Here is a 23,370-nt window from a genome sequence, read left to right on the forward strand (position 1 = left end):
GGAGTGGGAGGAGGGGGAGGAGTGGGAGGAGTGGGAGGAGGGGGAGGAGGGGGAAACTATAAGAAGTTTTCGCCTTAGCCTGGGGGTTTATCTGGTCTTTGCAGTACGGATTTGGTATGAGGATCCATAGCAGGGAGCCAACTCTGGAATTGGTTCTTCCAAAGCAAGGAAGTTTGTTATAGATTTTCAAATATTCCTTGATTTTTACAAATTAACGATAAAATTTATTGGGGAGGTGGGAAAACTTTTATTATGTAGAGTATCCTTTCTGAGTAGACACGTTCAAATTGGCAGAGTTCTTTTCCCATACGGGGAACTGCGATCGCTAGATTTTTTTAGCAGGAAACAATTTCCTCGTAAAAAAATTGTTGTTTCCATGAAAATGCTTCTCACCAACCAACCAGGCAAGTATATCTAGATAGCCATTGGGAGATTAAGGTGACTCATGCAACCATCTGTTTTAATTGTTGATGACGAACCAGACAATTTTGATATTATCGAAACGCTATTGCACGAGCAAGATTACCAACTCTATTATGCACCGAGCGGTGAAAAAACTCTGGCTCTTTTAGAAAATTTTCAGCCGGATACGATTTTGTTGGATATCATGATGCCGGATATGGATGGCATGGAAATTTGCCAAAAAATTAGAGCCAATCCCAAATGGGAAGCCATTCCGGTGATTGTGGTAACGGCTTTGAGTGCTAAAGAAGATTTGGCTCGTTGTTTTGCTGCCGGTGCGGATGATTTTATTAGCAAACCGGTGAATGGCATCGAACTGCGAGCCAGGGTGGCTTCCATGTTGCGTATCAAACAACAACGCGATCGCTTGCAAGGATTGCTAGAATTTCTGCAACAAAATTTACAATATTTACGCAGTTGTATTGCTTACAGTTTGCCCCATGAATTTAACACGCCGATGAATGGGATTTTGGGTTCTGTTGATTTGTTAATTGATGGTTATGAAGATATCGACACAGAAGAACGTCAAGAGTTACTCCAACTCATGAAAGGTTCGGCGGAGCGCATGAATGGGTTAATTCAAAATTTCCTGACCTACGCACGTTTGGAGCTAACCAAAACCGATTTGGAGCAATTAGAAAAGACTCGTAAAACACGCTACGAAACACCAACCCTATCAGCGATCGCAGGGGTAGCAAAACATGAAGCCAAACAAGCCAATCGTGGGGAAGATTTGGTTTGCGAAGTAGAAGAAGCCACCCTATCGATCGCAGCTTTTGACTTGCAGAAATTTACAGAAACATTGGTCAGCAATGCCTTGAAATTTTCCTCACCGGGAACGCCAGTACGGGTTATCGGTCAATTCATGAATGGTATGTTTCAAATTTCAGTAATCGACCGAGGAACTGGTATGACCCCCGAACAAATCAAAAGCATTGGTGCCTATGTCAAGTTCGATCGCTCCCGCAACCAACAACAGGGAATGGGATTGGGATTGGCTATAGCCAAAACCATTGCCGAAATTTACGGCAAAGACTTTCAAATTCACAGCGACCCCAACGGAGGAACCACTGTGCAGGTTTTGTTCCCTTTCGTTAACATTTAAGGGATTTCCACATTGAGAAAATATTCAAAAATCAACATTATGAGCGAACAACCAACCAATCCAGCTTCTATTTTAGTCGTAGATGATGAAGTAAATGGTTTTGATGTTATCGAAACTTTACTATTTGACCAAGGCTATCAATTATACTACGCACCCAGCGGCGAAAAGGCACTAGAATTTCTGCAAACCTGTCAGCCGGATGTCATTTTATTGGATGTCATGATGCCAGAAATGGATGGGATGGAAGTTTGTCGGCGGGTTAAAGCGGGTTACGACGGACAGTACATTCCCATTATTATGGTAACGGCTTTAACAGCGAAAGAAAATTTAGCTCAATGTTTGCAAGCCGGTGCTGATGATTTTGTTGGCAAGCCAATCAATGGTTTGGAATTGCGTGCCAGAGTTGCTTCCATGCTGCGGATTCGCCAGCAACATAAAAATATCGAGCAATTGTGCTTGCAATTACAGAGTAACAATCAAAACTTAGAAGCAGAAGTTGCCGAACGCACCAAACAATTACAGCAACGCATTCACTACGATCCCCTCACGGGATTTCCCAGTCGCACTTCTTTACTAGAAACCTTGGAAAGGGAACTCAGCCATTGTCAAAAATATAATCAGTCTTTGGCGTTGCTGTATATTGACTGCGACGAGTTTAATTTAATTAATAGTTCTTTGGGATATGAAATCGGCGATCGCATTTTGGTAGCTATTAGCGAGCGTTTATCCAGCTATCTAAAATCGGAAGATCGGTTGTTCCGGACCGGGGAAGATGAATTTTGCATTTTACTCAAATCCATAAAAGATACCAAGGAACTCTCAGAAACAGCCGCCGATATTCTGCAACTTTTTGAAGAATCTTTTGTGGTAGAGAGCTACGAAACCTTTATTAGCGTTTCCATAGGCATTTCCCTTACCAATGCCGAGTATCAAAATCCCCAAGACATGGTGCGGGATGCCGATACTGCCATGTACAAAGCCAAAACCAAAGGACCGGGAACCTATCGGATTTTTGACCAAGAATTAAAAAACGCGATCGGCAAACGTTTGTCTTTAGAAAACGACCTCCGCCGAGCTTTAGAAAGGAAAGAATTTATTGTCTACTACCAACCAATTATTAACTTAAAAACCGAACAAATTTGCGGTTTTGAAGCACTAATTCGCTGGCAACATCCGCAGCGAGGAATGGTATCTCCAGGAGAATTTATTCCCTGTTTGGAAGATACGGGATTCATCGTACCCGTTGGTTTGGAAGTCATGCAACAAGCCTGCCAGCAACTAAAAACATGGCAGGAACAAGGTGCCACCGACTTGGAAATGAGCGTAAATTTATCCGTACGGCAATTTTCCCACCCTACTTTGCTAGAAGACCTACATCGGATTATTCAAACCAACAATATCCATCCTTCGGATTTAAAACTAGAAATCACCGAAAGTGCGATCGTAGATAATCCCGATGCTACGGTAACTTCTATTCAAAAAATGCGCCAAGCACAAATCAAACTTGCCATCGATGATTTTGGAACGGGATATTCTTCTTTGAGCTACTTGCAGAAATTTCCGGTAGACAATTTAAAAGTCGATCGCAGCTTCGTCAAGAGTATCAGCGAAAACCACAGAAATTACTACATCCTGCAAGAAATTGTAAAATTGGGACAAGCCTTGGGAATGACGGTAACGGCAGAAGGCATAGAAACGGAAACCCAAATGAGGCAACTACAAAATTTAGGCTGCGAATACGCTCAAGGATATTTCTTCGCCAAACCCATGAGTGGAGAAGAAGCTACGCAGTTGCTGAGAGAAAAAATAGCAGTTTAGAAAAGGTATCTTATCCCCATTCCTGAAAAGCATGCAATTGATAGTCGAGGTATTTATGTAGGGACGTTTGGCGAAACGCCCCTACCAGGGAAATTGGAAAATCCCAAACAATCGTCATTTTTCAGAAATGGGATGATGCGGTACCTGTCAATTCTATCGTTCGCTGCGGCGGCGAGTTAGAAACCACGTACCTGCCACCAAAGCCAAACCAGCCATGGATGTGGGTTCCGGTACCGGTTCTATAGGCTCGACAGCACCAACCATCGCCACCATGTCGTTGTAGTCGCGGTCGGAGTTTTCTACCAGCAAATCTTCAAAGGCTACGATAAATTGGTTATCGTTGAACAAACCAGCTTCGTAGTTGGGAAGTTGCATTTGGGTTTGATTGTTGCCTTGATAGATAACCGCTTGCGGCGAACCGTTGGGATTGAGGGAATCGTCGGAGTAGTAGGTGGCGTTTTCTGCGGCTACATTTAGGAAAAATCCAAATTGATTGCCGAATCCTTTTTTGGTGGTGATTTCTACCTCGGAGTTGGAGGAGACGGCATCCCAAATCTTCAGATCGCCGTTTTCCAAAAAGCTAAAGAAAGACTGACTGCTTGAGGTGGCGTTGCCGTCAAACAAAACGGCTTTTTCCCCAGTTTTGGCACTGTAAATACCAAATTGGTTTGTAGAAGCGTAGTCGGCAACTTCTGCCATCAAAGTAGAACTAGAATTGCCAATGGCGGTACTGGTAAAGAGATCGTATGGGGTTTGGTCTTGTTTGGTATCAATATTGGGACCAGAAACGGTCATGCCATCTAAGATGTTTTGTAGGGAGTGTTCTTCTCCATCCCAGGAATGGCCGAAACTGACCGGACGCATGTTGGCTGCCAAACTGGGGTCCATGCCGACAGACAAACTGCCGAAAAACGCGATCGCCATCCCTGCGGTAGGGAAGAGACGTTTGCGAAACTTGCGAAAATTGGTTGCGAACATAAGCGATATACCTCGTATGGATAATTTCTCGTTGTCAAAAGCAGCAGCGAGCAACCTTTCAATTTGGTTTGGTGGTAATTTTTTATGGCAGTTGCTCCACCGATAGCTGCTTTTCTAAGGTTCTCTCTGGGGGAAAAAGCCAAAATTACGTGAATTTACGGATTTTTTTACAAATCTTCATAGTTTTCCGGTAAGGGTTCTACCACCATTTCTATTCCCGAACGACCAATGCCGATGACTCTTTGCCCTACTTGCATCACCACATTTTGGCAACAACGTGCCGGATACCAAGAACCGCGAAAGTAGACCCTGCCTGGCTTGCCGAGGGCGATCGCTTCTTCCACAATGGCTTCTCCTTGATAGCGATCGTCCGCTTTGATTTGACCGTTGGGTAAGTATACCGGCGGGGAGGTTGGCGAAGAAAACCAACGGAACCAACATTGCTTGAACCACTTCATTGTCTTGCCTCCAAACCATAGCGATCGCGAAAATTGTCTGGGTTGGCGAAAAGCCGTACAGGATTTGCTAGAATCGAGTTAGCAAACCCACCCAGTTAGCGAGTTTTCATCGTTCCCTTTACCCCTCTATCTAGGAAAATAGCCTAACTTTTACGGAGCGATGGGCGAAATTTTAAAAAAATTGAGATTTGATAACTCGGGGAAATTCTTCTTCATGGGTGGTTACAAACTTGGGAAGCCAGATTATTTGGCAATCGAAAAATAATTCGGGTTCCATGTAAATGGCAATGCAAGTAGATACGCGATCGCAGTGTGGTTTTTTTGATTGCCGGTTGGCAGTTCCAGCAGGAGCAGCCAAAGTTCTGTCATTTCCTGCCATCACGGATTCTCCCGGAAGAGTTTTAAATTAAATTTTTAAATTTTCCGTAAAAATCTGCTTGGGCACCTGATAGATAAGTAAAGGCGATGGTAAAAACCTGAGGGGAAGCACCCCCTGGTTGGTTTGCTCGCTTGCAAAAGTTACGTTGGTCGCACTCGCTGTGAGGAGCCGAAAACCCAGATATGCAGAGCCGTCAAAACCGTTTCCTTGATGAGGAACTCCAACAACTCGCGATCGCAGCTCAAAACCACCCACCCAAAAGTCCCCAGCGACGAAAATATTTGAGACACTTGATTGAAAAAACTCAAATGTCGGGTCGGCTGCGACGGCGTTTTCCCTATCAGGATGTTCCCTTCGCAGAAGAGATCTACCACGAAGCTTTGCAAGACCTGTGGACCTTTGTCTCTCAGAACATCGAACAATATGACCCCCAACGAGGTCCGTTGATTCGATGGTTCAACTACCTTTTAGCAAAACGCTTTTTCCCCAGAGCTATTTCCCGCGTGATAGAACGCAACCAACAGAAAATCGGTCAGCTAACCATTTACTTTGAATCTTTGGAAACAGTTAGTTATAACGGGGAAGACAACTATGGAGATGAACTTCAACCCAGCAAGAAAAGTAAGCGACTCCTGGAGGCGATCCAAAAGAACCGACCCTTACTATCCGAGATGGTGAAAGAATGCCTGTATGTAGATCCCGATCGCATCTTTACCGACAAACACGTAAAGCACTGTCCCCAAGCCAATTTCCGCAACATTGCCCTGTGGCGATTGGAAGGGAGAAAGTGGCAGGAAATCGCCAACGAACTGGGAATTCAGATATCCACCCTCAGCGATTTTTACCAACGTGCCATGCCGAAAATGTCCTTTCGCATCCGGCAGTATTTGCAAAACTGGGATTTTTATAGCGATTGGCATAAGTAATTTTGTATCCATGGTTCCTCGAAAAAGTGTACTTGTTGAAAATGAATAATGAGAGTTTTCCTATGAAACCATTACCAGAATCTCTACCCTTTACCGTACATTTAACCAGCCAAATGCACCAGCAGGCTTGGCAATTAGCAGCAGAAGTTTCGGATGCAGAAAAACGCCAACAAATATATTTCAATTTGTTAGCCGTACAAGCAGTCAATTTCTACTGCAAGTGCATCGATATTCCCACCGCTCAAAATTCCCGAGACAGCCAAGATGCCATCTGCCAAATCTTACTTGATGTTGCCGATTTACAGCTAGAAAATCTGGGAAAAATTGAATGCCGTCCGATTTTACCCAACGAGGCAGCAGTGCGCGTTCCGGCAGAGGTTTGGGAAAATCGAATTGGTTACATTGCCGTCCGTTTGGATGCCTCTTTACGGGAAGCCAGTTTGATTGGTTTCTTGCCAAATGCCGATCGCGAGGAAATTCCGATCGAACAGTGGGAATCTTTGGATGATTTTTTAGATTGTCTGGAAGAGTTGGAACGGCAAGCAGAGATGCAGCCAGAAGATAGTTCACCCAGCAAACCACCAGTAAAATTAAGTAAATGGCTGCAAAATATTTTTGATGTTGGTTGGGAAACGGTAGAAAATTTGTTGGACCCGCAAGTTTTAGAGCCTTCTTTCCAATTTCGCCATGCCAAAACTGAGGTGGAAACGGAAACCTCTGTGGTAGATCGTTCCGCATCTGGGATTGTGCGTGGTAAAGTGTTACAGCTCGATGCTGGCAGCGACGCGACCAACATTGCTTTGCTGGTTTGGTTGCAGGCAACCTCAGACCATCGCATGGATGTGCGCGTGGAAATTCACGGAACCCAAGGAAATTTTTATTTGCCGAAAGATTTGCATGTTAGTATTTTAGATGAGAGTTTGGCGACGGTGATGCAGGCAGAAGCAAGAAGTACGCGCAAACTGGAATTTGAATTTACTGGTGATTTTGGAGATCGATTTTACGTACGTACTGCTTGGAAAGGAGCAGCTGCTGTGGAAGCCTTTATCATTTAAGATAGTTTCTTTCGGTTTTGTGAGGGCTTTTTTATGCACAATACAGAAAAATTGGTGGTTTTGGAACTGTTTGGCGATTTGCCACAGCGGGGATTTGAGGTAACCTTGGAAATTAGCAACGAAGGCGATCGCGCCAGTGCCAAATTTTTCGGCAAGCTACCTGCCAATCACAACTTAGCTGATTTCATCTACTACCACTGGGAACAAGAATATCGACCTTTGGGAATTCCTGGGAACTATCGGGTTTTAGAAGCCAAAAAAATCCGCCACTACGGTTCCATTCAAAGCTGTAAAGAATCGGCCCATCGATTGCGCGATCGCTTTTTAAGCTGGTTGCAAGCAGAAGAATTTCAACATCTAGACACGCGACTGCGGGAATTTTTATCGCCAGAAGATAGCATTCGATTTTTAATCCGCAGTAACGATGCTAGTTTGTACAAATTGCCTTGGCAAGAGTGGGATTTTTTCCAACGCTATCCCTATGCAGGATATTCGTTTAGCGATACGCAATTTAGCAATAGTCAAAAATCGCCAGCCGCATCGACAGCAGCCAAAGTTCGCATTTTAGTAATTCTCGGTCACGACGAGGGAATTGATATCAAACGCGATCGGCAATTGTTTGACGAACTTCCCAACGCGGATGTTACTTTTCTAAGGCAACCCAAACGCCAAGAAATCGGCGATCGCTTGTGGGAACAACCCTGGGATATTATCTTTTTTGCCGGTCACGGTAGCAGCGAAGGAGACACCGGCAAAATTTATATCAATCCCGAGGATAGTTTGGACATTGCCGAACTGTGGCATGGTTTGCGAAAAGCGGTCAAGCAAGGATTGCAAGTGGCTATTTTTAATTCTTGCGACGGGTTGGCTTTACCGCAACAACTCGACGACCCAAGTATTCCGCAAATGATTGTCATGCGGGATATGATTCCCGACCAAGTGGCCCATCAATTTTTAAAATATTTTCTCCAATCATTTTCAGAAGGCAATTCGTTCTATTTGGCAACGCGGGAAGCAAAAGAAAGGCTCAAAGGTTTAGAAGATGAGTTACCCTGTGCCAGTTGGTTGCCGGTAATTTTCCAAAATCCCACCGCCACACCACCCACCTGGGAAAGTTTGGTCGGTTCTTCATCTACAAAATCGACTCCCATCGCACCTCCCAAGCCAAATAAGCGAAACAAGCGAATTTTGGGATCTATTTTGGGGGGAGTTGGTTTGCTTGTTGGAACTATTACTGCCTCTATGGGGTTGTCTTATGTGTTTCAAGTGAAAGCAATTCAAAAATATGAAGCAGACGAGAAAAAAACTGCCAAAACATATCTAAAACTGGCCTTATTTTTTAATCCAAGAAACGATGCTGCCCAAGGCTTAAGAGGGAATTTATATGAAGATTACGCCTATGCTGTAGATCGAGCGATTAGAAAATATCAAGAAGTGTTAGACCAGAGCGATAACCCGGTTGCTTGTAATAATTTGGCTAGGTTATATATTAGAAAAGGTTCTTTTCAACAAGCTGAACATCTCCTGTACGCTTATTGCATGCATTTAACAGACAAAGATTCTCCTGGTCGCCTTTACATTCACAAAAATTTAGGTTGGTCTTTTTGGGAACAGGGAGAATACCAGCAAGCGGAAAATCAACTTCGACAAGCCATGCATATCGATCGGGAACATGTGGAAGATAGCAATGCGGGAGTATACTGTTTGTTAGCTCAAATCATGGAAAAAGAAGGGAAGACTTCTCAGGAAACCATGGATTTTTGGCACCTTTGCCAAGAATATGCCGACCCAGATATTCCAGAAGAAAGAAAATGGCAACAACAAGCTCGCGAAATACTTGCTTGGGAGGATTCTAATGATAAATGATAAATTATTTCTTCGTTGTGGGTATAGTGCGGTTTTCCTTTGGGGAATTTTACTCAATTTCTCTCCAAGTGCGATCGCAGAAACTCGCTTGTTTCCAGAATCCATACAAACCGCATCGCTCAACCAATGGTTAATAGCAGAAACTTGCGATAAAGATGAAGGATGCTATCGCGACCCACCGGAAAGTGCGGATGTTCCCCATATTATTGCTCCTACCTTTAGAACCAGCGTTTACAGCTTGCAACCAACTCTGTTATGGCGACCGGTTCTTGGGGTGAGCTACTATACTTTATATATTGAAGGCATTTCTTCAGATTTTCAATGGGAAGACGTCGTTGGTGGTCAAGATTATTGGAAAGCGTATGACGGATCTCCTTTGCAACCAGGAAATCGATACCGATTCTATATTGAAGCTAGCAACGGCAAATCTTCTCGCAAAATTCAATTTTTTGTCTTATCGGAAGAAAAAAGACAGCAAATAGAAACGGATATCGAACAGGTCAAACAAAACGTAACTGGAGAAGTCGAACAAACCATCGCGATCGCGCAAATGTTGGTCGATCGATACCAATTAAAATTTGAGGCAATCGATCGCTTAGAAGGCTTACTTGCTAGCGGTATTAACAATCCCCAAGCTTGTAACTTATTAGGAAATTTATATCAAGAAATGGGACTCACAGATATGGCTGGTAGTGTTTGCGATCGCACCAATTAAAAGTATAGAATCTTAGGAGATTTGTTTCTATAGGGGGCAATTCTTGTATTGCCCCTAGTACCATTTTCTGAAAATTTTACCAGAAATAATCGGGATATTTTTTGTAGGGGCGATCGCGCGTTGCGCCTTCCCGAAGGATACTACCAGAGAAACTGGAAAATCCCAAAAAATCATTGTTTTTCAGAAATGATACCATTTCCTTCATAGTCTGCAAGAGATAATAGGGGCATTTTTGTAGGGGCGCAACGCGTGAGCGCCCCTACCAGTGCAATTGGGACATTCCAGACAATCATTGTTTTTTAGAAATGGTATGATATCAGGAATTTAGTAAACCAAAAACCTCCCTACAACCAATTGCCAACCAAAACAAAGGGTGCCCAAAAGTGGGGTCTGGTATATTCTTCTCCATATTCTCCTTTTAGTAAAGCCACTTGAGCTTGTTGTAAAAGCCTAGCCTTGCTTGTACTTTCATTTTCCTGCAATGTCGTTTTTAAAGAACGATAAAAGTGTTCCATAAGATTAACCGTGGACCTATCATTAACCACCCAAGAACTAGCAATAATACTACGTGCTCTTGCTTGCAATGCCGTTCCCGCCATGCCTAGCGTAGTGCGATCGTTTCCTTGAGCTGTTTGACAAGCACTGAGAACAAGCAACTCAATGTCGTTCAATCGAGTGGGGTCATTGATGCGTAGGAGGCGACCCAAATCTTCAATTTTGATTTTCCCATCCCAGGCAAAAATAAACGTATTCTCTGCTTGAGAAGAAAACTTACCGTGGGTGGCTATGTGTACAATCGGGAAAAAGGAATTATTCACCTTCTCATTCAGATTGTTGGTGGTAAAATCCTGATTGAGCAAGGGCTCTGTTTGTCTGGGAAACTGGGACTCTATATTTTGTATTTCTTCTTTTACGTAAGGCAAATCGTTCCAATTATCATTTTCTAAATTGGAAAAGTTACTGCGACCGTTGCCTAAAATATGTAAATTATCCCAAGTAATTCGCTGGGGTTCTAACAACCTCAAACTGGGAGTAACAGAAATGGGGTATTTTTCAATAAAATATTTTTCTCCATCGTGAAGAGCTGCCACTGGCAAATCTTGCAATACACTATCCAAAACAAAAACAAGCGTTTTTACTTTTGTCTGGCTGGCAGCAATTTTTTCATCGGCTTCTTGGAAAAACCATTGATAAGTTCCTTGCAAAATACTCTGTGCTTGTTCGTTGAAAGTACCGCCTTTTCTGGGAGGTTGTGCCAAAAATCCCTTGAGAAATTCTATATCATCAAGCAAACTCGATGGCGATCGCTCGTAGTGGTACAAAGGTTCTTCGGGTAAATCCAGAATAACCTCTACCCGTTGCGGTGATTCTCGATTGGGTAAAACCATTGCATAGAAAACACCGGCATGGGGGTCTATCTTCTCTAACTCAACCTCTTTGAGTTCGGCACATCGGTCTCGAAAGAAATCATTTAACTCGGCAACTTGCAAAGCATCAATGACTTGGCGAGCTTGTTCGAGGCGTTTTTCCCCGGGAGATTCTTCCTTTAACAGCAAATCGACCAATTCTCGGTAAACCGGTTCGATTTCTTCGCGAAAATTAAATTGAACGTCTTCATTGAGAATCGCCAAATCTTGACGAATATCCTGTAGAGAATTATAAGCAGCTGTATAAGCTTCGATCGCTTTTTTGCGATTACCTTGTAGAATTTGCAATCTCCCCTGTTGCCACTGCCAATGATAAGCAATATCCCAAGCTTGCCTTGACTGAGCAAGACTCATGGCTCGATTGGTTAACTCTTCAGCATCAGACCATTGCTTCTGAAGTTCGTAAAGTTGCCCTAAATATCCCAAAGCATAGGAAAACAACCGAGGATTTCTAATTTCTTTACCATGACCTTTAGCATTTTGAGCAGCGATGGATATTAATTTGGCAATTTCTTGCCAGGATGCCAACACATCGTTTTTTTGAAACTGGGATTGGGAGTGACTGCAACGGCGAACAATGGGAGGTTGGTAGATATTGCCTTCTTCACCAACAGCCACTGTATTATCCGTTTGCAGTTTCAAACAAGTGAGGGTGCGAGCAAAATCGATTCTAGCTGCGATCGCGCGATCGCTTGTAGGAGATAACGCTTCCAACTGATTGCGAACCGTTTGTTGCAAGTTTTTCACTTGGCTGGAAGTTATCGCGTTTTGCCTATCAAATTCCGTCGGTTTTTCAGCAAAGAGATTCAACAGATTGAGTCTGGCTTGTAGGTAAATTAGATGATTTTTCTGGGTTGCCGTTTCTTGCAAAGCCTGCTGGTAATTGGCAACTGCCTGTTGATAGGTATTTTGTGCGTCATCAATGTTCTCTAAAGAAAGTTCTCGAAAAGCGATCGCGCGTCGTGTATTTCCCAAACTTACCCAATTGGCAGCAATTTCTTTTTGCCAATCCATGGTTTGGCTTTTTCCCAAACTGTATTGCAAAATTTGTTCTGAATTATTCAACGCACCAGTGACTCGTAAAAGGTCGCCTAAAGTTCTCCAAGCTTCCAGTTCCGTTCGCGATAGATTTTTAGTAAAATAATTTGGAAGTTGTTCGCTAGCTTCGTCGCGTAAAATTGCATTAAAAAGGTCAAAGTCAATTTGCAAAGCCGCCATCAGTTTTTTGGTTGCATAATGGTAGTGACCTCTGGCTTGCAAATCTCGTACTTCTTGCAATGTTGGTTGGGTAGAATTTTCCCGATCGGCGATCGCGGTTATCACTGAATTGTTAAACTGAGGAAGATGCGCGATCGCTTGCGATGAACCATATCGAACCGCAGGTGGCACACAAATACACAACAGTGCCGTCACGAAACTCAAAACCAGCCATTTCCCGCGATGCATCCATTTTGGCTTTGCCATTGGCTTCTCCTTTCATTAGCGATCGGAATTTTCTTCGCTGTCAGTGCTGCAATCTGGTCGTTCCAAGCGCAACCAATACCCGTAAGGAATTATATGACGGGGATTTATCACCAGTTCTACCGTACCATCGTCCCGTCGCACCCAACCTTGTGCCTCTTGGATTTTGGCTGAAGTTGTCGCTGCCATCTCCTGGTTGATGCTTTCTCTGGGAGTCGGCGGCAAACCACCCCGTCTGGCATTGACAAACTCCGTTTCCTGACCGGCGATTTTGCAAGGATTTGCTGGCACGTCTGGCAGTGGCGGTACGGTGGGTAGGACCAACCCTTGCGTGGGATCGAACTCTGGCGTATTAATTTCCACAATACCGCTAAATTTGGGTCCAAGTTCGGAGGAAGCAGTAATATCGCTTTGGGGAGTTTGTTGGTTGCGAAATTCCGTACCGTAAATTCCTTGGGTATTGATAACGACCCGACCACCAAAATTATTCACAGCATCGGCAGTAATATCGCTGTTTTCCAACGCTACTAACGTATCGGTATCTACTTCAATGTTGCCGCCTTGAGAATCCCCTTGAGCGTCGGTGTTGATACGGCTAATTTCTCGCAAGCGCAAGTCGCTACTGTCGAGCATAATATTACCGCGATCGCCAGATATGGTTGTGGCTTCCAAAATCCCTTGTTCTAAATGCAGTTCGTCGGCGTTGACAATCAAATTTCCAGCATTGCCAATGTTCGATGCTTCTATTGCCGGGATTTCTGCATTTTCTCGCGGTTGCGTACCGCTTACCGAAACTTTACCGCCATTGCGAATGCTCAAACGTTCGGTTGCAATTTCTAGATTTCCTGCCGGACCTACATTTTGCGTTTGAGTAAACAAACCGCTAGAAGTATTTTGCAGATTGGTTCCTTCAACCTCTAAAAGTTCCTCAACGCGAATGAAGGCTTTTCCTCCCTCTCCTTCGCTAGCAGCGATCGCAGAAACTTGTCCTCCTCCCAGAATACTCATACGTTCTGCATTAATTTCTAGAGTACCGCCTTTTCCCGAACCTAAGGTAGCACTGGATAGCAAAGCACTATTTGTGACGAGCAGTTGTTCTGTGTCAATAGTCAAATTGCCACTCTTTCCAGAAGCTTCTGTTTGAGTAAAAATACCACTAGGAACATCGCGATCGCTTCTCCCCGATACTTGTACGAGTTCAGAAGCACGAACGTGAAGGTCACCAGCATTGCCACTTGCAAGAGTTATCGTACTAACCTGAGCGCCACCTTGTGCCAACATCCGCTGGGTGTGGATAGTAATATTACCGCCATTGCCTTTAGAGTTGGCTTCAGCATTAGAAAATAAGCCGCTAGAAAACCGCGACTGTATAGCGGTTCCAGTTAGTTCTATAGAGTTCGCATCTATGGTAATATCGCCGCTTTCCCCTAAACCAGAAGTTGCCGTTGTTATTTGCGCACCTTCGCGCAAAATCAACCGATTGGCACGAACGTTAATATGGCCACCACCACTTACATTATTTGTATTAGCAAAAAAACCACTTCCGGAAGCCAAAGCTTCACTTATTAAATAACCTTGTAGTGCAATCGTACCTTCAGCACGTACAGTTATATTACCTGCTTGTCCTTGGCTGTTACCTAAAGCAGAAACTGATACTTGTCCGCCATTTTGAAAGGTGAGGTTGTTAACTTCTATCTCAACATCACCGGCATTTCCCGATCCTTCTGTTTCAGCCAGAATGCCGCTAGGAAACTGACCGTTGGCAGTGGTGCCGCGCAATTCTAGCGTTTCCGTAGCATCCACTGTTACAGTTCCACCCGATCCGGGACCACGATTCGTCGCTTGAATCAGAGAACCATCAGTTATTTCTAAATTACGACCTGATAGGTGAATGGCACCGCCATCCGCACCACTGGTTTCAATTGCGCTCCCTTGAGCAATATTGATATCGAGAAAGCCGTTTGTGCGTTCGTAGCTAACTCCCCACCCATTAGCCAGCCTATCCAAACCAACCGTCGTTTGACTGGCTACACTACCCAACTCAATACGCCCTTCTGGTGCTACTATAGCTGTGCCGGCTTCTAGGGAAATATTTCCTCCCAACAAACCAATTGTTTGCGTAGGAGACACTTGTAATAAAGAACTTTGAGCTTGAATGTTGCCTGGATTCTTGCCGTATTGCAAACCAACGGGTACGCTTACTGTTAGCAATGGTTTTGAATGCGTTTCCTGAGCGCGAAACTGAGTACCATCTGCAAAATGAATGCTTTCTGCAGTGCTAGCCAAAAAAGAACCGCCAATATTGAGGCGAGCGTTTGGACCAAAGGAAATGCCATTGGGATTGAGCAAAACCAGACTGGCGGCATGGTTGGCACTTAAAACACCATTAATATTAGAAACAGAGTCGCCGGTAATACGGCTAAAAATTGTGCGTATTTGTGGTTGGTTTTGAAAAATGGCTGTGGTTCCAGCTGGAACGGAGAACGTTTCAAAACTGTGAAATAAATGTTGGCCTGCTTGCGTTCCTCCTTCAATAGAGATGGTATTCTCTTGTGTAGTTACGGTAGACGGTTGAGATAAAGTTGTATCTGGAACCACTTGTGCGATGCTACAAGTTGGAAAGAAACCAATTACAGTGACAGCGCTACAAGATAACCCTGCAATCAAAGAGGTTCTATATGTATGTAGCCGATCGCTGATGGTCGTAAAAAGCATTCTGGGATATCGATGTCTATACGAAAATGTTATTTGTGTTTGTAGGAACACAGATGCTTGGCTGGCACCAAACCACATTAAGGATAAATGAATTAAGCAAATAAATCAAGAACCGCAATTTATATCTATATAGAGGCGATTCGCGAATCGCCTCTACAGCTTAGGACATGGTTTCTCGAAAGCGAGATTTGATAAAGCATCCCATCGCGATCGCGCCTAACACGAAAACTCCTAGTAGAGAAGAGGATTCGGGGATATCTTGAGAAGAAGCAGGTTCCGAGTTTTGGAAATTGACACTTTCAATACTGGTTATTTCATATTCGCTATTCGCAAACAAACCATGTAAAACACTATCATCGTAAACCGGATTGTCACTTTCAAAACGTGAAACCAATCCTACTCGCTCGAATAGAGAAGAAAATTCCTCGTGCGGTTCTAAAGCTAATGTAACGTAGCTGCTAGAATTAACTTCACTGGAATCGACCGGAACTAAAACCGGACCACTATTATCGCTCTCTGATGAAAGCAGCTTGAACCAATTCAGATCCTCGGGGTCTTGTTCCATAAACCAGTTAAAGCTTTCATCGACGTCGATGCCCCACCAACCGGTAGCAGGAGTAGCTACCCATCCCCAAATGCCATCAAGAGAGGTGGTTTCGTTGTTACTTGTAGAAGCTAGAGACAGCGAAAAACCTCGCATGGAATGAATCTCTGATTGGTGAACTCTTAGTTCGCGGGTGTTGACTCTTGCTAAGCTGTGTAGTTGTGCCATTTGAGTTGAACCTCCAATAACAAATAACAAAAAGAACAAAAATCGTTTGGTTTGCTAGTTTTTTAGCGGAAATACATCGTCCAGGCATCATTTTTGCCTTGATGCGTTCCACCAAAATTACTCAACGTATCTCCTGCCAAGAAAAGACCAGCACTACTCATAGCCAAATCTTGTGCTTTCTCGGTATTGGCAGTGCCGGCTTGTTCCCACCATTGCAAAGCACCATCGTGGTTGTATCGAGCGATAAACACATCTTCTTTCCCGGCGGGTGTATCGGCAACTTGACCTCGGGTATGACCGGTTAAGTAAACATTACCCAACTCATCCGCCGCTACACCGGTAGCGCGATCGCTTTCTGGGGTACCCAAAATACGCCTCCAATTTAAATTGCCATCAGCCTGAAACTGAGCGACCCATGCATCGCCTTTACCAAAATAAGTTCCTCCTAAATCCGAGCGATCGCCATGAATAGCCCCCCACCAAGCGTCATAGTCGGCCATCCAATCGTCATTATCGCCATCAAAGGTTTCTCCCATCCAGCCTTTGGTACTACCTGACAGGTAGATATCGCTATGAGCGTTGGCACTAATGCTTTGCGACTCATCCCAAGCCACAGTTCCTAATTGCTTGGTCCATTGTTGGTTGCCATTGATATCGTACTTGGAAATCCAAGCATCCGTATCATCTGCCTGGCTATCGGCTAGTTGCTTTTTCTCATTGGCAAGGGATGCCAACTGACCTTCCGTTTGTCCGGTGAGGTAGACAGAACCATTGCCATCTAAAGTAATGTCATTGGCTTCATCCCAAGCCTTGCTGCCTAACTGCCGTACCCAAGTTTGGTTGCCGTTGGTGTCGTATTTTGCCAGCCAAGCATCCGCCGAACTACCTGGATTTTCCGCCGCTAGATTGCCATAGGTATAGCCACTGATGTAAGCTTGACCGCTGGCATCCACTGCAATGCTATTGCTAGAGAGTTCGTATAGGGAACCAGACTTATCGTAAATCGACGTATCTAACTCTCGTTTCCACTGGAGATTCCCCCCATTGTCGTACTTAGCAATCCAAGCGTGGCGTCCGGAACTGTCAGCTGCCAAGTTGCCATCCGTCCAACCAGTAGCATAAATATTGCCAGCAGCATCTACATCAACATCTGTGGCTTCGTCAAAACCAGAACTTCCCAACTGTTGTTGCCATTGCAAGTTTTGATTGGCATCGTACTTAGCCACAAACGCATCCCAACTACCGGCATTATTCCCGGCTAGGTCGCCAGAGGTACGACCAGCTACGTAGGAGTTGCCAGCATCATCTGCTGCTATGCCGTTGTTATATTCCCTTTCGGAACTACCGAGTTGCGTTTTCCCTTTTTGCGAGGGAATTTCATTATCGTAAACGTATACGCTGTCATTAAAATGGTCTACAGCATAGTTGGGCTTTTCTCTAATGAAGGGTTCTATATACTCAGTAATTTCTATTTCATTGTCATCGATGGGGTCGATCTGAATTTTATAAGTATCTTCACCAGCAGGAATCGTTATGGGATTGTCAACTTTTTGATAATCCGTACCATCATTTTCTGTAAAATGCCGCCAAGAATCGTTAAACCACAAATCGACTTCTAAAGGTTCGCTGAGATCGCCACTGCGAGTGATGGTAAATTCGCCCGGATCGCCATACTCAGAAGCTTTGTTGTCTGTAGCTTCCAGCGAAACGGTATTTTTGTCATCGTTGTCCCAAATAGTTATAGGGATGGTGGGGTTCTCGCCCAGGGTATATGAAGGATGTGGCTCTGCTTTAAATTTTAAGGTTTCTTCTCCTTCTACTTCATCATCATCAATGGGATAAAAAGATAAGTAATTCTCTTGCTTGTGAGCTGGTAGTGTCATTTGTCCGGATAGTTCTTGAAAGTCTTTCCCATTTTCCGCTTCTCCAGGAAATGAATAGTAAAAGGTAATATCTTCTTCCAAACTGCCAGTCCTTCGAATCAAGAAATGCTCTGCATTTCCAGCTTCTGATGTATAAGCGTCTGTATGGTAAATATGGGGTTGGCCAGTCCACCAATCACCTAGAAAATGAAGTTGCGGCGGTTCGTTATCCCAAATGGTGACCACATCCATGTTGTCTGCCCCAATTTCATAGCCATCTTTTTCTTCTAGCTTCAATCTGACTGTTTCCGGCCATTCTGGTTCTCCGTCTTCTAGAGGTTGGATGGGTAGCGTTACAGAAGATTCCCCTTGGGGAATGGTAATGCTTTTTTCATCGATGGTCTTGTAATCCGTTCCATTGCTAGCTTGGGGACGAGACCAGTGATGTTCCCCTTCGATGGTGTAATTCACCGTCAAGGGATTGTGGGTATTGCCGGTACGACTAAAGGTAAACTCACCAGGATCTCCTCCTTCGTTTGCATCCGCATCGGTGGCTTCTATAGTCACTGTCGGTTTGCTGCCATACAGATTTAACTGCCACGAGTTCCAGGTTCCATCTTCCTTAAAAGAGTTCTGAGACACCTCGTCTGCAACTCGCAACTCCCATTCTCCCTGAGAAGTTTCTCCCCAGTGCGAGGCACTCGTAAATATCCACTTGTTGTAATCTTCTGCTGTCGATGAATTGGGGGTGGCTAGTAACGATTCCGTTTCTATGGTTTCTCCCGTTTCTGGATCGGTGTAAGTATGTACCAAAGAAACTTCTAAATCACCTTTGACAGGATGGGAAGCATCAAACATCACTTCCGCCGATTCCACAGTGATGTCTTCTTCCATCTGGATGCTATCGTTGAGTTGCTGTCCGTTGTTTGAAATCGTTTGGTTTGGGTGCCTTCCTCCAGAAGACAGCTTCACTTCCGTACCTACAGGAGTCCAGTCTTGAGCCGCTTCTACGGCAGCTTCGGCATCAATCACCCCAAACCCATAACCGGGATGGAACTGGTAGCCACCACCGTTGGTTATCCAACCGCTATCTGTTTGCTCTGGGTTGCTGGCTTCTGGTTGCTGGGCAGTTTCAATTAGAATATGCTGTACGTCGCGCCAGGTGAGGTCAGGATTGGCATCTAGGATAAGCGAACCAATGCCCGACACTAAGGCGGCAGCGGAAGAAGTGCCACCCGACTGCATGGTATAGTCTCCATCTTGGTAATCTGTTTCCGTACCTCCCGGATTGCGTCCCTCACTACCCATCAAGTCAGTGGTGGTGATTGCAGAGTTTAAAGCTTTTTCGATGTCGTCAAATTGGGAATTCAACAGCCTATCGGAAGGGGCAGATAACAAAACTGGCGTGCCCATTTCGCTATAATTGGCTCGACTGCCGGTATTATCCACAGCTCCCACAGCGATGGTGTGGCGGGAATTAGCAAAGGCATTGTAGTTGACACCACCCATGGCCAAACCATCGTTACCAGCACCGAAGACATAAACGTTGCCAGCACCATCTCGTCCCTGATTCGCTCCTGTTTCCAATCGATACTCTGCCAGAGGCGAACTCCAGAATGAATTGTTTGGTTTCCAACTGTTGTTGTAAATATCAATGTCGTTGTTTAGGTAAGATAAGGCATCGGCGATTTGCCAACCGGTGACGGAGTCCTCTCCTGTCAGCCGCAATCCAGCTAGAGAAGCATCCGGTGCGGCACCGCTACCGCCAATACCATTTCCTCCTGAAGCGGCAGCAATGCCAGCCATAGCGGTCCCGTGAGCTGTTTGGGTAGTTGAATCAGTGTTGTCTGTCTCTGGTGCCGGATTGTTGTCGTAGGTTCCATCTTGGGTTTCGTTAAAATCCCGACTTAGGTCAGCGCGGTAGTTCTCTTGCAAATCGGGATGGTCGTGTTGGATGCCGTTATCCACCATGCCGATGGTGGTTTCTTTTCCGGTAACCCCCCGATCCCAAACTTGGGAAACGTTGGTTTCTTCTAAATGCCATTGATTTTTATACAGGGGATCGTCTTGAGGGGATAGGGATTCCAATTCAGTGGCTACCAGGGGATAGGCAAAATCTATGCCTTGCAAATCCGCCAACCGGTTTTGAATCTGTTCTGGGGAAAGTTGTTCGGGGAAATGCCAGACGTAGGTGTTGGGAATATGTCCGGTGGCTCCCCAATCTTCTGCTTCAAATAGACGAGCTAATTGGGCTGAAGAATAGTTAGAATCAAGACCGACCACCCATTTTTCGGCTTGAGCTAATGCTTCTGGTTGGTGGCTCTCTAAGTCTTGAGAACGCTCAATGGCAAATTTCACTCGGTCGGACAAACGATCTTGAATGGAACCATCGCTGCCTTCGCGGTTGACGTAATGGACTAGAGACTCACCGCGTTGGGTATCTGTCCAATCGGCATCTGGTTGCACCAAATCTTCGTAGAGAGCTGTTTCGCCTGTAGCTCCCTGAATTTGGAAGATGAGGTCGTTGTAGTCGCCGTCAAATTTGGAATTTTCCACGGGAATATCTTCAATGGCAAAGGTATTGCCTTTTCCAGTGATGTCGGCGATTTGTCCAATTTGCGATTGTCCATCTTCGTTGAGGCTGGGTAAGGAAACAATGGGACGTTGTTTGTCATTCCATGAGGAACTGTCTAAAGCTTCGTTTAATGTGCCATCCGGAACCAGAACCACACCAAATTGTTCTCCCGATTCCATCTCGAAGGTTTTAATGCCTTGATAGTCGCCTTCACTGCGGTCTTTTTCTCCCAGGGTACCGGTAAACCTGGCTCCTTCTTGACGATCTTCGATAACGACATGACCTTCACTAGAGTTACTGGCGGCTCGTCGTACGGCTTCTCGCAAGAAGGCTTCTTCTCCCTGCTGTTGGAAGTTCTCCATGCCTTCTAGGTTAAAGATACCGAGTTCGCTTTCGTAGGAACCAGCATCAAATAGATAGTCAAAGGTAACTTGACCTTGTTCGCCTACTTCAAAGACCCCCGATTCCAGGCTGAATGGCTGGGAATTTTGGGCATTGCTATTTTCGTTATTTTCTGACTGTTGGCTGTTGCTTTCTTGAGAAGTTTCTACGGATTTTTCTGTTTGGCGATCGCTATTTGGAGAATTTTGATTGTCATTGGTGGGTTGGTCGTTGTTTTCCGTTCCCTGGGAAGAAGTGGAATCAGATGATTCTGTTACCTCGTTTTCGGAAGCACCGCGATCGCTATTCTGTTTTGTTTGAGGTGAAACATCCGATTCCGAATCAGAAGTTTCCGTTAGCTCGGTTTCAGAAGAACCGCGATCGCTATTTGGAGAATTTTGATTGTCATTGGTGGGTTGTTCGTTATTTTCCGTTCCCTGGGAAGAATTGGAATCAGATGATTCTGTTACCTCGTTTTTGGAAGCACCGCGATCGCTATTGGGAGAATTTTGATTGTCACTGGTGGGTTGTTCGTTGTTTTCCGTTCCCTGGGAAGAATTGGAATCAGACGCTTCTGTTAGCTCGGTTTCGGAAGCACCGCGATCGCTATTGGGAGAATTTTGATTGTCATTGGTGGGTTGGTCGTTGTTTTCCGTTCCCTGGGAAGAATCGGAATCAGAAGCTTCTGTTACTTCAGTTTCGGAAGCACCGCGATCGCTATTTTCTTGACTTTGCTCGTTGCTACCATCGCTTGGGTTCTTATCTTCTGCTACAAGTTCGGATTCACTGGAATTCGTTGTATTTTCCCGAGCATAACTCATTAACTCGCTGGCAGAATCCAACTCCCGCCAATCTTCCTCTTGGTCGATTAATTTATCCAAAGATTCGGCTTCACCGACAGCTCCCTGAATTTGAAAAATGAAATCGTTATAATCGCTATCGAACCAGTTATGATTTTCTGGTAAATCTTCCATGGCAAAGGTGTTGCCATCGCCGGTAACATCGGCAATTTGGGTTAAGTGAAATCGATCGTCGGGATTGGCTGTGGCAAGGGAAAATAGAGGACGTTGGTTGCCATTCATGCTGGGATTTTCAGCAACTTCTTCGATGCTGCCTTTCGGAACCAGCATCACCGCAAATTTATCCCCCGATTCCATTTCAAAGGTTTGAATGCCGGGATAGTCTCCCTGGTTGCGATCGCTTTCTCCCAACTCGCCGGAAAACCTCGCTCCCTCACTGCGATCGCGGATGACCACATGTCCTTGTGTAGAATGGCTAGTGGCACGTTTGGCAGCTTCTTCGATAAAAGCTTGTTCTCCCTGCTGCCAAAATTCCTCCATTCCCTGGAGGCTAAAAATCCCTACCTCACCTTCGTAACTACCACCGTCAAACAGGTAGTCAACGCTCACTTGACCGCCACTGCCAACTTCAAATGTACCGGAGGTAAACTCAAACTGGTTGTCTGTAGCGTTTTCTTCGTTGGAAGAATTATTGCTTTGAGATGCTTCCGTCTGACCGTCGTTATTTGCGGTTTCTGGTTGTTGCTGGGATTGGGAATTGGTTACAGATGGTTCCGTGGTATCTTCCCCATCGCTTTGGCTATCGTTTTCTCCAGAAGAGCGATCGCTACTTGTGTCGTTGGATGTCTTACCGTCGTTGCTACTGGTATCTACCTGAGAGGAAGAGCTATTTTCCACATTTTCCGTTGGCTGGGAATCGGCATTGGTGGAAGATACTGATTCGCTGTCTACCTCAGTTGGCGAATCGTCAGTATTTCCCCCATTGGTTATGGCATCGTCGCTGGTGTCTGCCGTTTCCGATTCTCCCGTTAGCGGGTCTTTACCATCTGTAGAAGGTTCTAACTCCGTATTGCTGCTATCCACTTCCGGATTGTTGCTACCCAAGATGACCTTTGCTTGTTCGTCATCTTCGTTCGACCATTGTTGGATTTCATCGCTGGAACTTGCTGCCTCTTCTCCCGAGACACCTGTATCGTCTGGGGAATTGCCATCCAACAATTGCTGCGAATCGTTTTTTAGATTGTCTTCCGGGGAAAGACCGGCAGTTGTATTGCCTTCATCAATTGGTAAATCGCTCACTGGTAGACTCCTGGTTTTCGGTAGACAACACCCAAAGCGAGGGAGAGAACATCCCCATGGCTGGGAAAAGCGATCGCATCCTGGTTGCGAACCGGATCGATATCGATGTTTTCCGCCTCTATAAGATCTCTCAAGCAAATAGCGTCCGTTTTACGGAAATGGAACAATTTTTTTGAAAGAAATTTTCTATTTTCCAATAGACCAGCGGTTCGTTAACCCCTCGTTCGCCAGAATCTATTGGTTGGTACGTTGAAAACCCCTAGTTTTGACCTCTTTTGGCAGCAAATCGCTCCTTTTTACAAGGGGTTCTTGCCAG

The 23,370-nt window shown here is 44.9% G+C and carries 13 protein-coding genes; 6 read left to right on the plus strand and 7 right to left on the minus strand.

Annotation, left to right across the window (positions count from 1 at the left end; all coding sequences use genetic code 11):
- Positions 1-445: 445 nt before the first annotated feature.
- On the plus strand, positions 446-1,567 hold the full coding sequence (locus tag AS151_RS10195) for a hybrid sensor histidine kinase/response regulator (protein ID WP_071516946.1): 1,122 nt from the start codon (positions 446-448) through the stop codon (positions 1,565-1,567).
- Between the two features lie 39 nt (positions 1,568-1,606).
- Complete coding sequence (locus AS151_RS10200; protein ID WP_071516947.1) at positions 1,607-3,385, plus strand: EAL domain-containing protein; 1,779 nt, start codon at positions 1,607-1,609, stop codon at positions 3,383-3,385.
- Positions 3,386-3,538: 153 nt separating this feature from the next.
- Here the strand turns inward: AS151_RS10200 and AS151_RS10205 are convergent, their stop codons facing one another.
- Positions 3,539-4,363 carry a DUF4114 domain-containing protein gene (locus AS151_RS10205; RefSeq protein WP_071516948.1) on the minus strand — a complete coding sequence of 275 codons (825 nt, stop codon included), beginning with the start codon at positions 4,361-4,363 and terminating at the stop codon, positions 3,539-3,541.
- 167 nt (positions 4,364-4,530) lie between these two features.
- The gene (locus tag AS151_RS10210) at positions 4,531-4,821 is read right to left on the minus strand and encodes an NfeD family protein (RefSeq protein WP_071516949.1); all 291 of its coding nucleotides are present in this window, start codon (positions 4,819-4,821) and stop codon (positions 4,531-4,533) included.
- 561 nt (positions 4,822-5,382) lie between these two features.
- On the opposite strand from AS151_RS10210, the gene AS151_RS10225 reads away from it, so the two are divergent.
- The 4 genes from AS151_RS10225 (at position 5,383) to AS151_RS10240 (ending at position 9,762) form a co-directional block, all read left to right on the plus strand.
- Positions 5,383-6,126 (plus strand): hypothetical protein, encoded by a 744-nt coding sequence (locus AS151_RS10225; protein WP_139240601.1) that lies wholly within the window; start codon positions 5,383-5,385, stop codon positions 6,124-6,126.
- 62 nt (positions 6,127-6,188) lie between these two features.
- Entirely contained in the window at positions 6,189-7,181 is a 993-nt protein-coding gene (locus AS151_RS10230) for a DUF1822 family protein (RefSeq protein ID WP_071516953.1), read from the plus strand.
- A gap of 33 nt (positions 7,182-7,214) precedes the next feature.
- Positions 7,215-9,047, plus strand: a complete 1,833-nt coding sequence (locus AS151_RS10235) for a CHAT domain-containing protein (protein WP_071516954.1) — start codon at positions 7,215-7,217, stop codon at positions 9,045-9,047.
- Positions 9,037-9,762: a hypothetical protein gene (locus AS151_RS10240; RefSeq protein WP_071516955.1), complete on the plus strand. Its 726-nt coding sequence runs from the start codon at positions 9,037-9,039 to the stop codon at positions 9,760-9,762. Before AS151_RS10235 ends, AS151_RS10240 begins: the two co-directional genes overlap by 11 nt.
- Positions 9,763-10,106: 344 nt before the next feature.
- Here the strand turns inward: AS151_RS10240 and AS151_RS10245 are convergent, their stop codons facing one another.
- From AS151_RS10245 to AS151_RS22080, 5 genes are all read right to left on the minus strand, one after another.
- Positions 10,107-12,653, minus strand: coding sequence for a CHAT domain-containing protein (locus tag AS151_RS10245; RefSeq protein ID WP_084639503.1), 2,547 nt, complete (start codon positions 12,651-12,653; stop codon positions 10,107-10,109).
- A gap of 15 nt (positions 12,654-12,668) precedes the next feature.
- Entirely contained in the window at positions 12,669-15,248 is a 2,580-nt protein-coding gene (locus AS151_RS10250) for an S-layer family protein (protein ID WP_170861364.1), read from the minus strand.
- 277 nt (positions 15,249-15,525) lie between these two features.
- Entirely contained in the window at positions 15,526-16,137 is a 612-nt protein-coding gene (locus AS151_RS10255) for a hypothetical protein (protein WP_139240603.1), read from the minus strand.
- A gap of 62 nt (positions 16,138-16,199) precedes the next feature.
- Positions 16,200-23,054 (minus strand): S8 family serine peptidase, encoded by a 6,855-nt coding sequence (locus AS151_RS10260; RefSeq protein WP_071516959.1) that lies wholly within the window; start codon positions 23,052-23,054, stop codon positions 16,200-16,202.
- The gene (locus tag AS151_RS22080; RefSeq protein WP_170861365.1) at positions 23,051-23,188 is read right to left on the minus strand and encodes a hypothetical protein; all 138 of its coding nucleotides are present in this window, start codon (positions 23,186-23,188) and stop codon (positions 23,051-23,053) included. Before AS151_RS22080 ends, AS151_RS10260 begins: the two co-directional genes overlap by 4 nt.
- Between the last annotated feature and the right edge of the window lie 182 nt (positions 23,189-23,370).

The sequence above is a fragment of the Geitlerinema sp. PCC 9228 genome (assembly GCF_001870905.1).
Taxonomy (GTDB): domain Bacteria; phylum Cyanobacteriota; class Cyanobacteriia; order Cyanobacteriales; family PCC-9228; genus PCC-9228.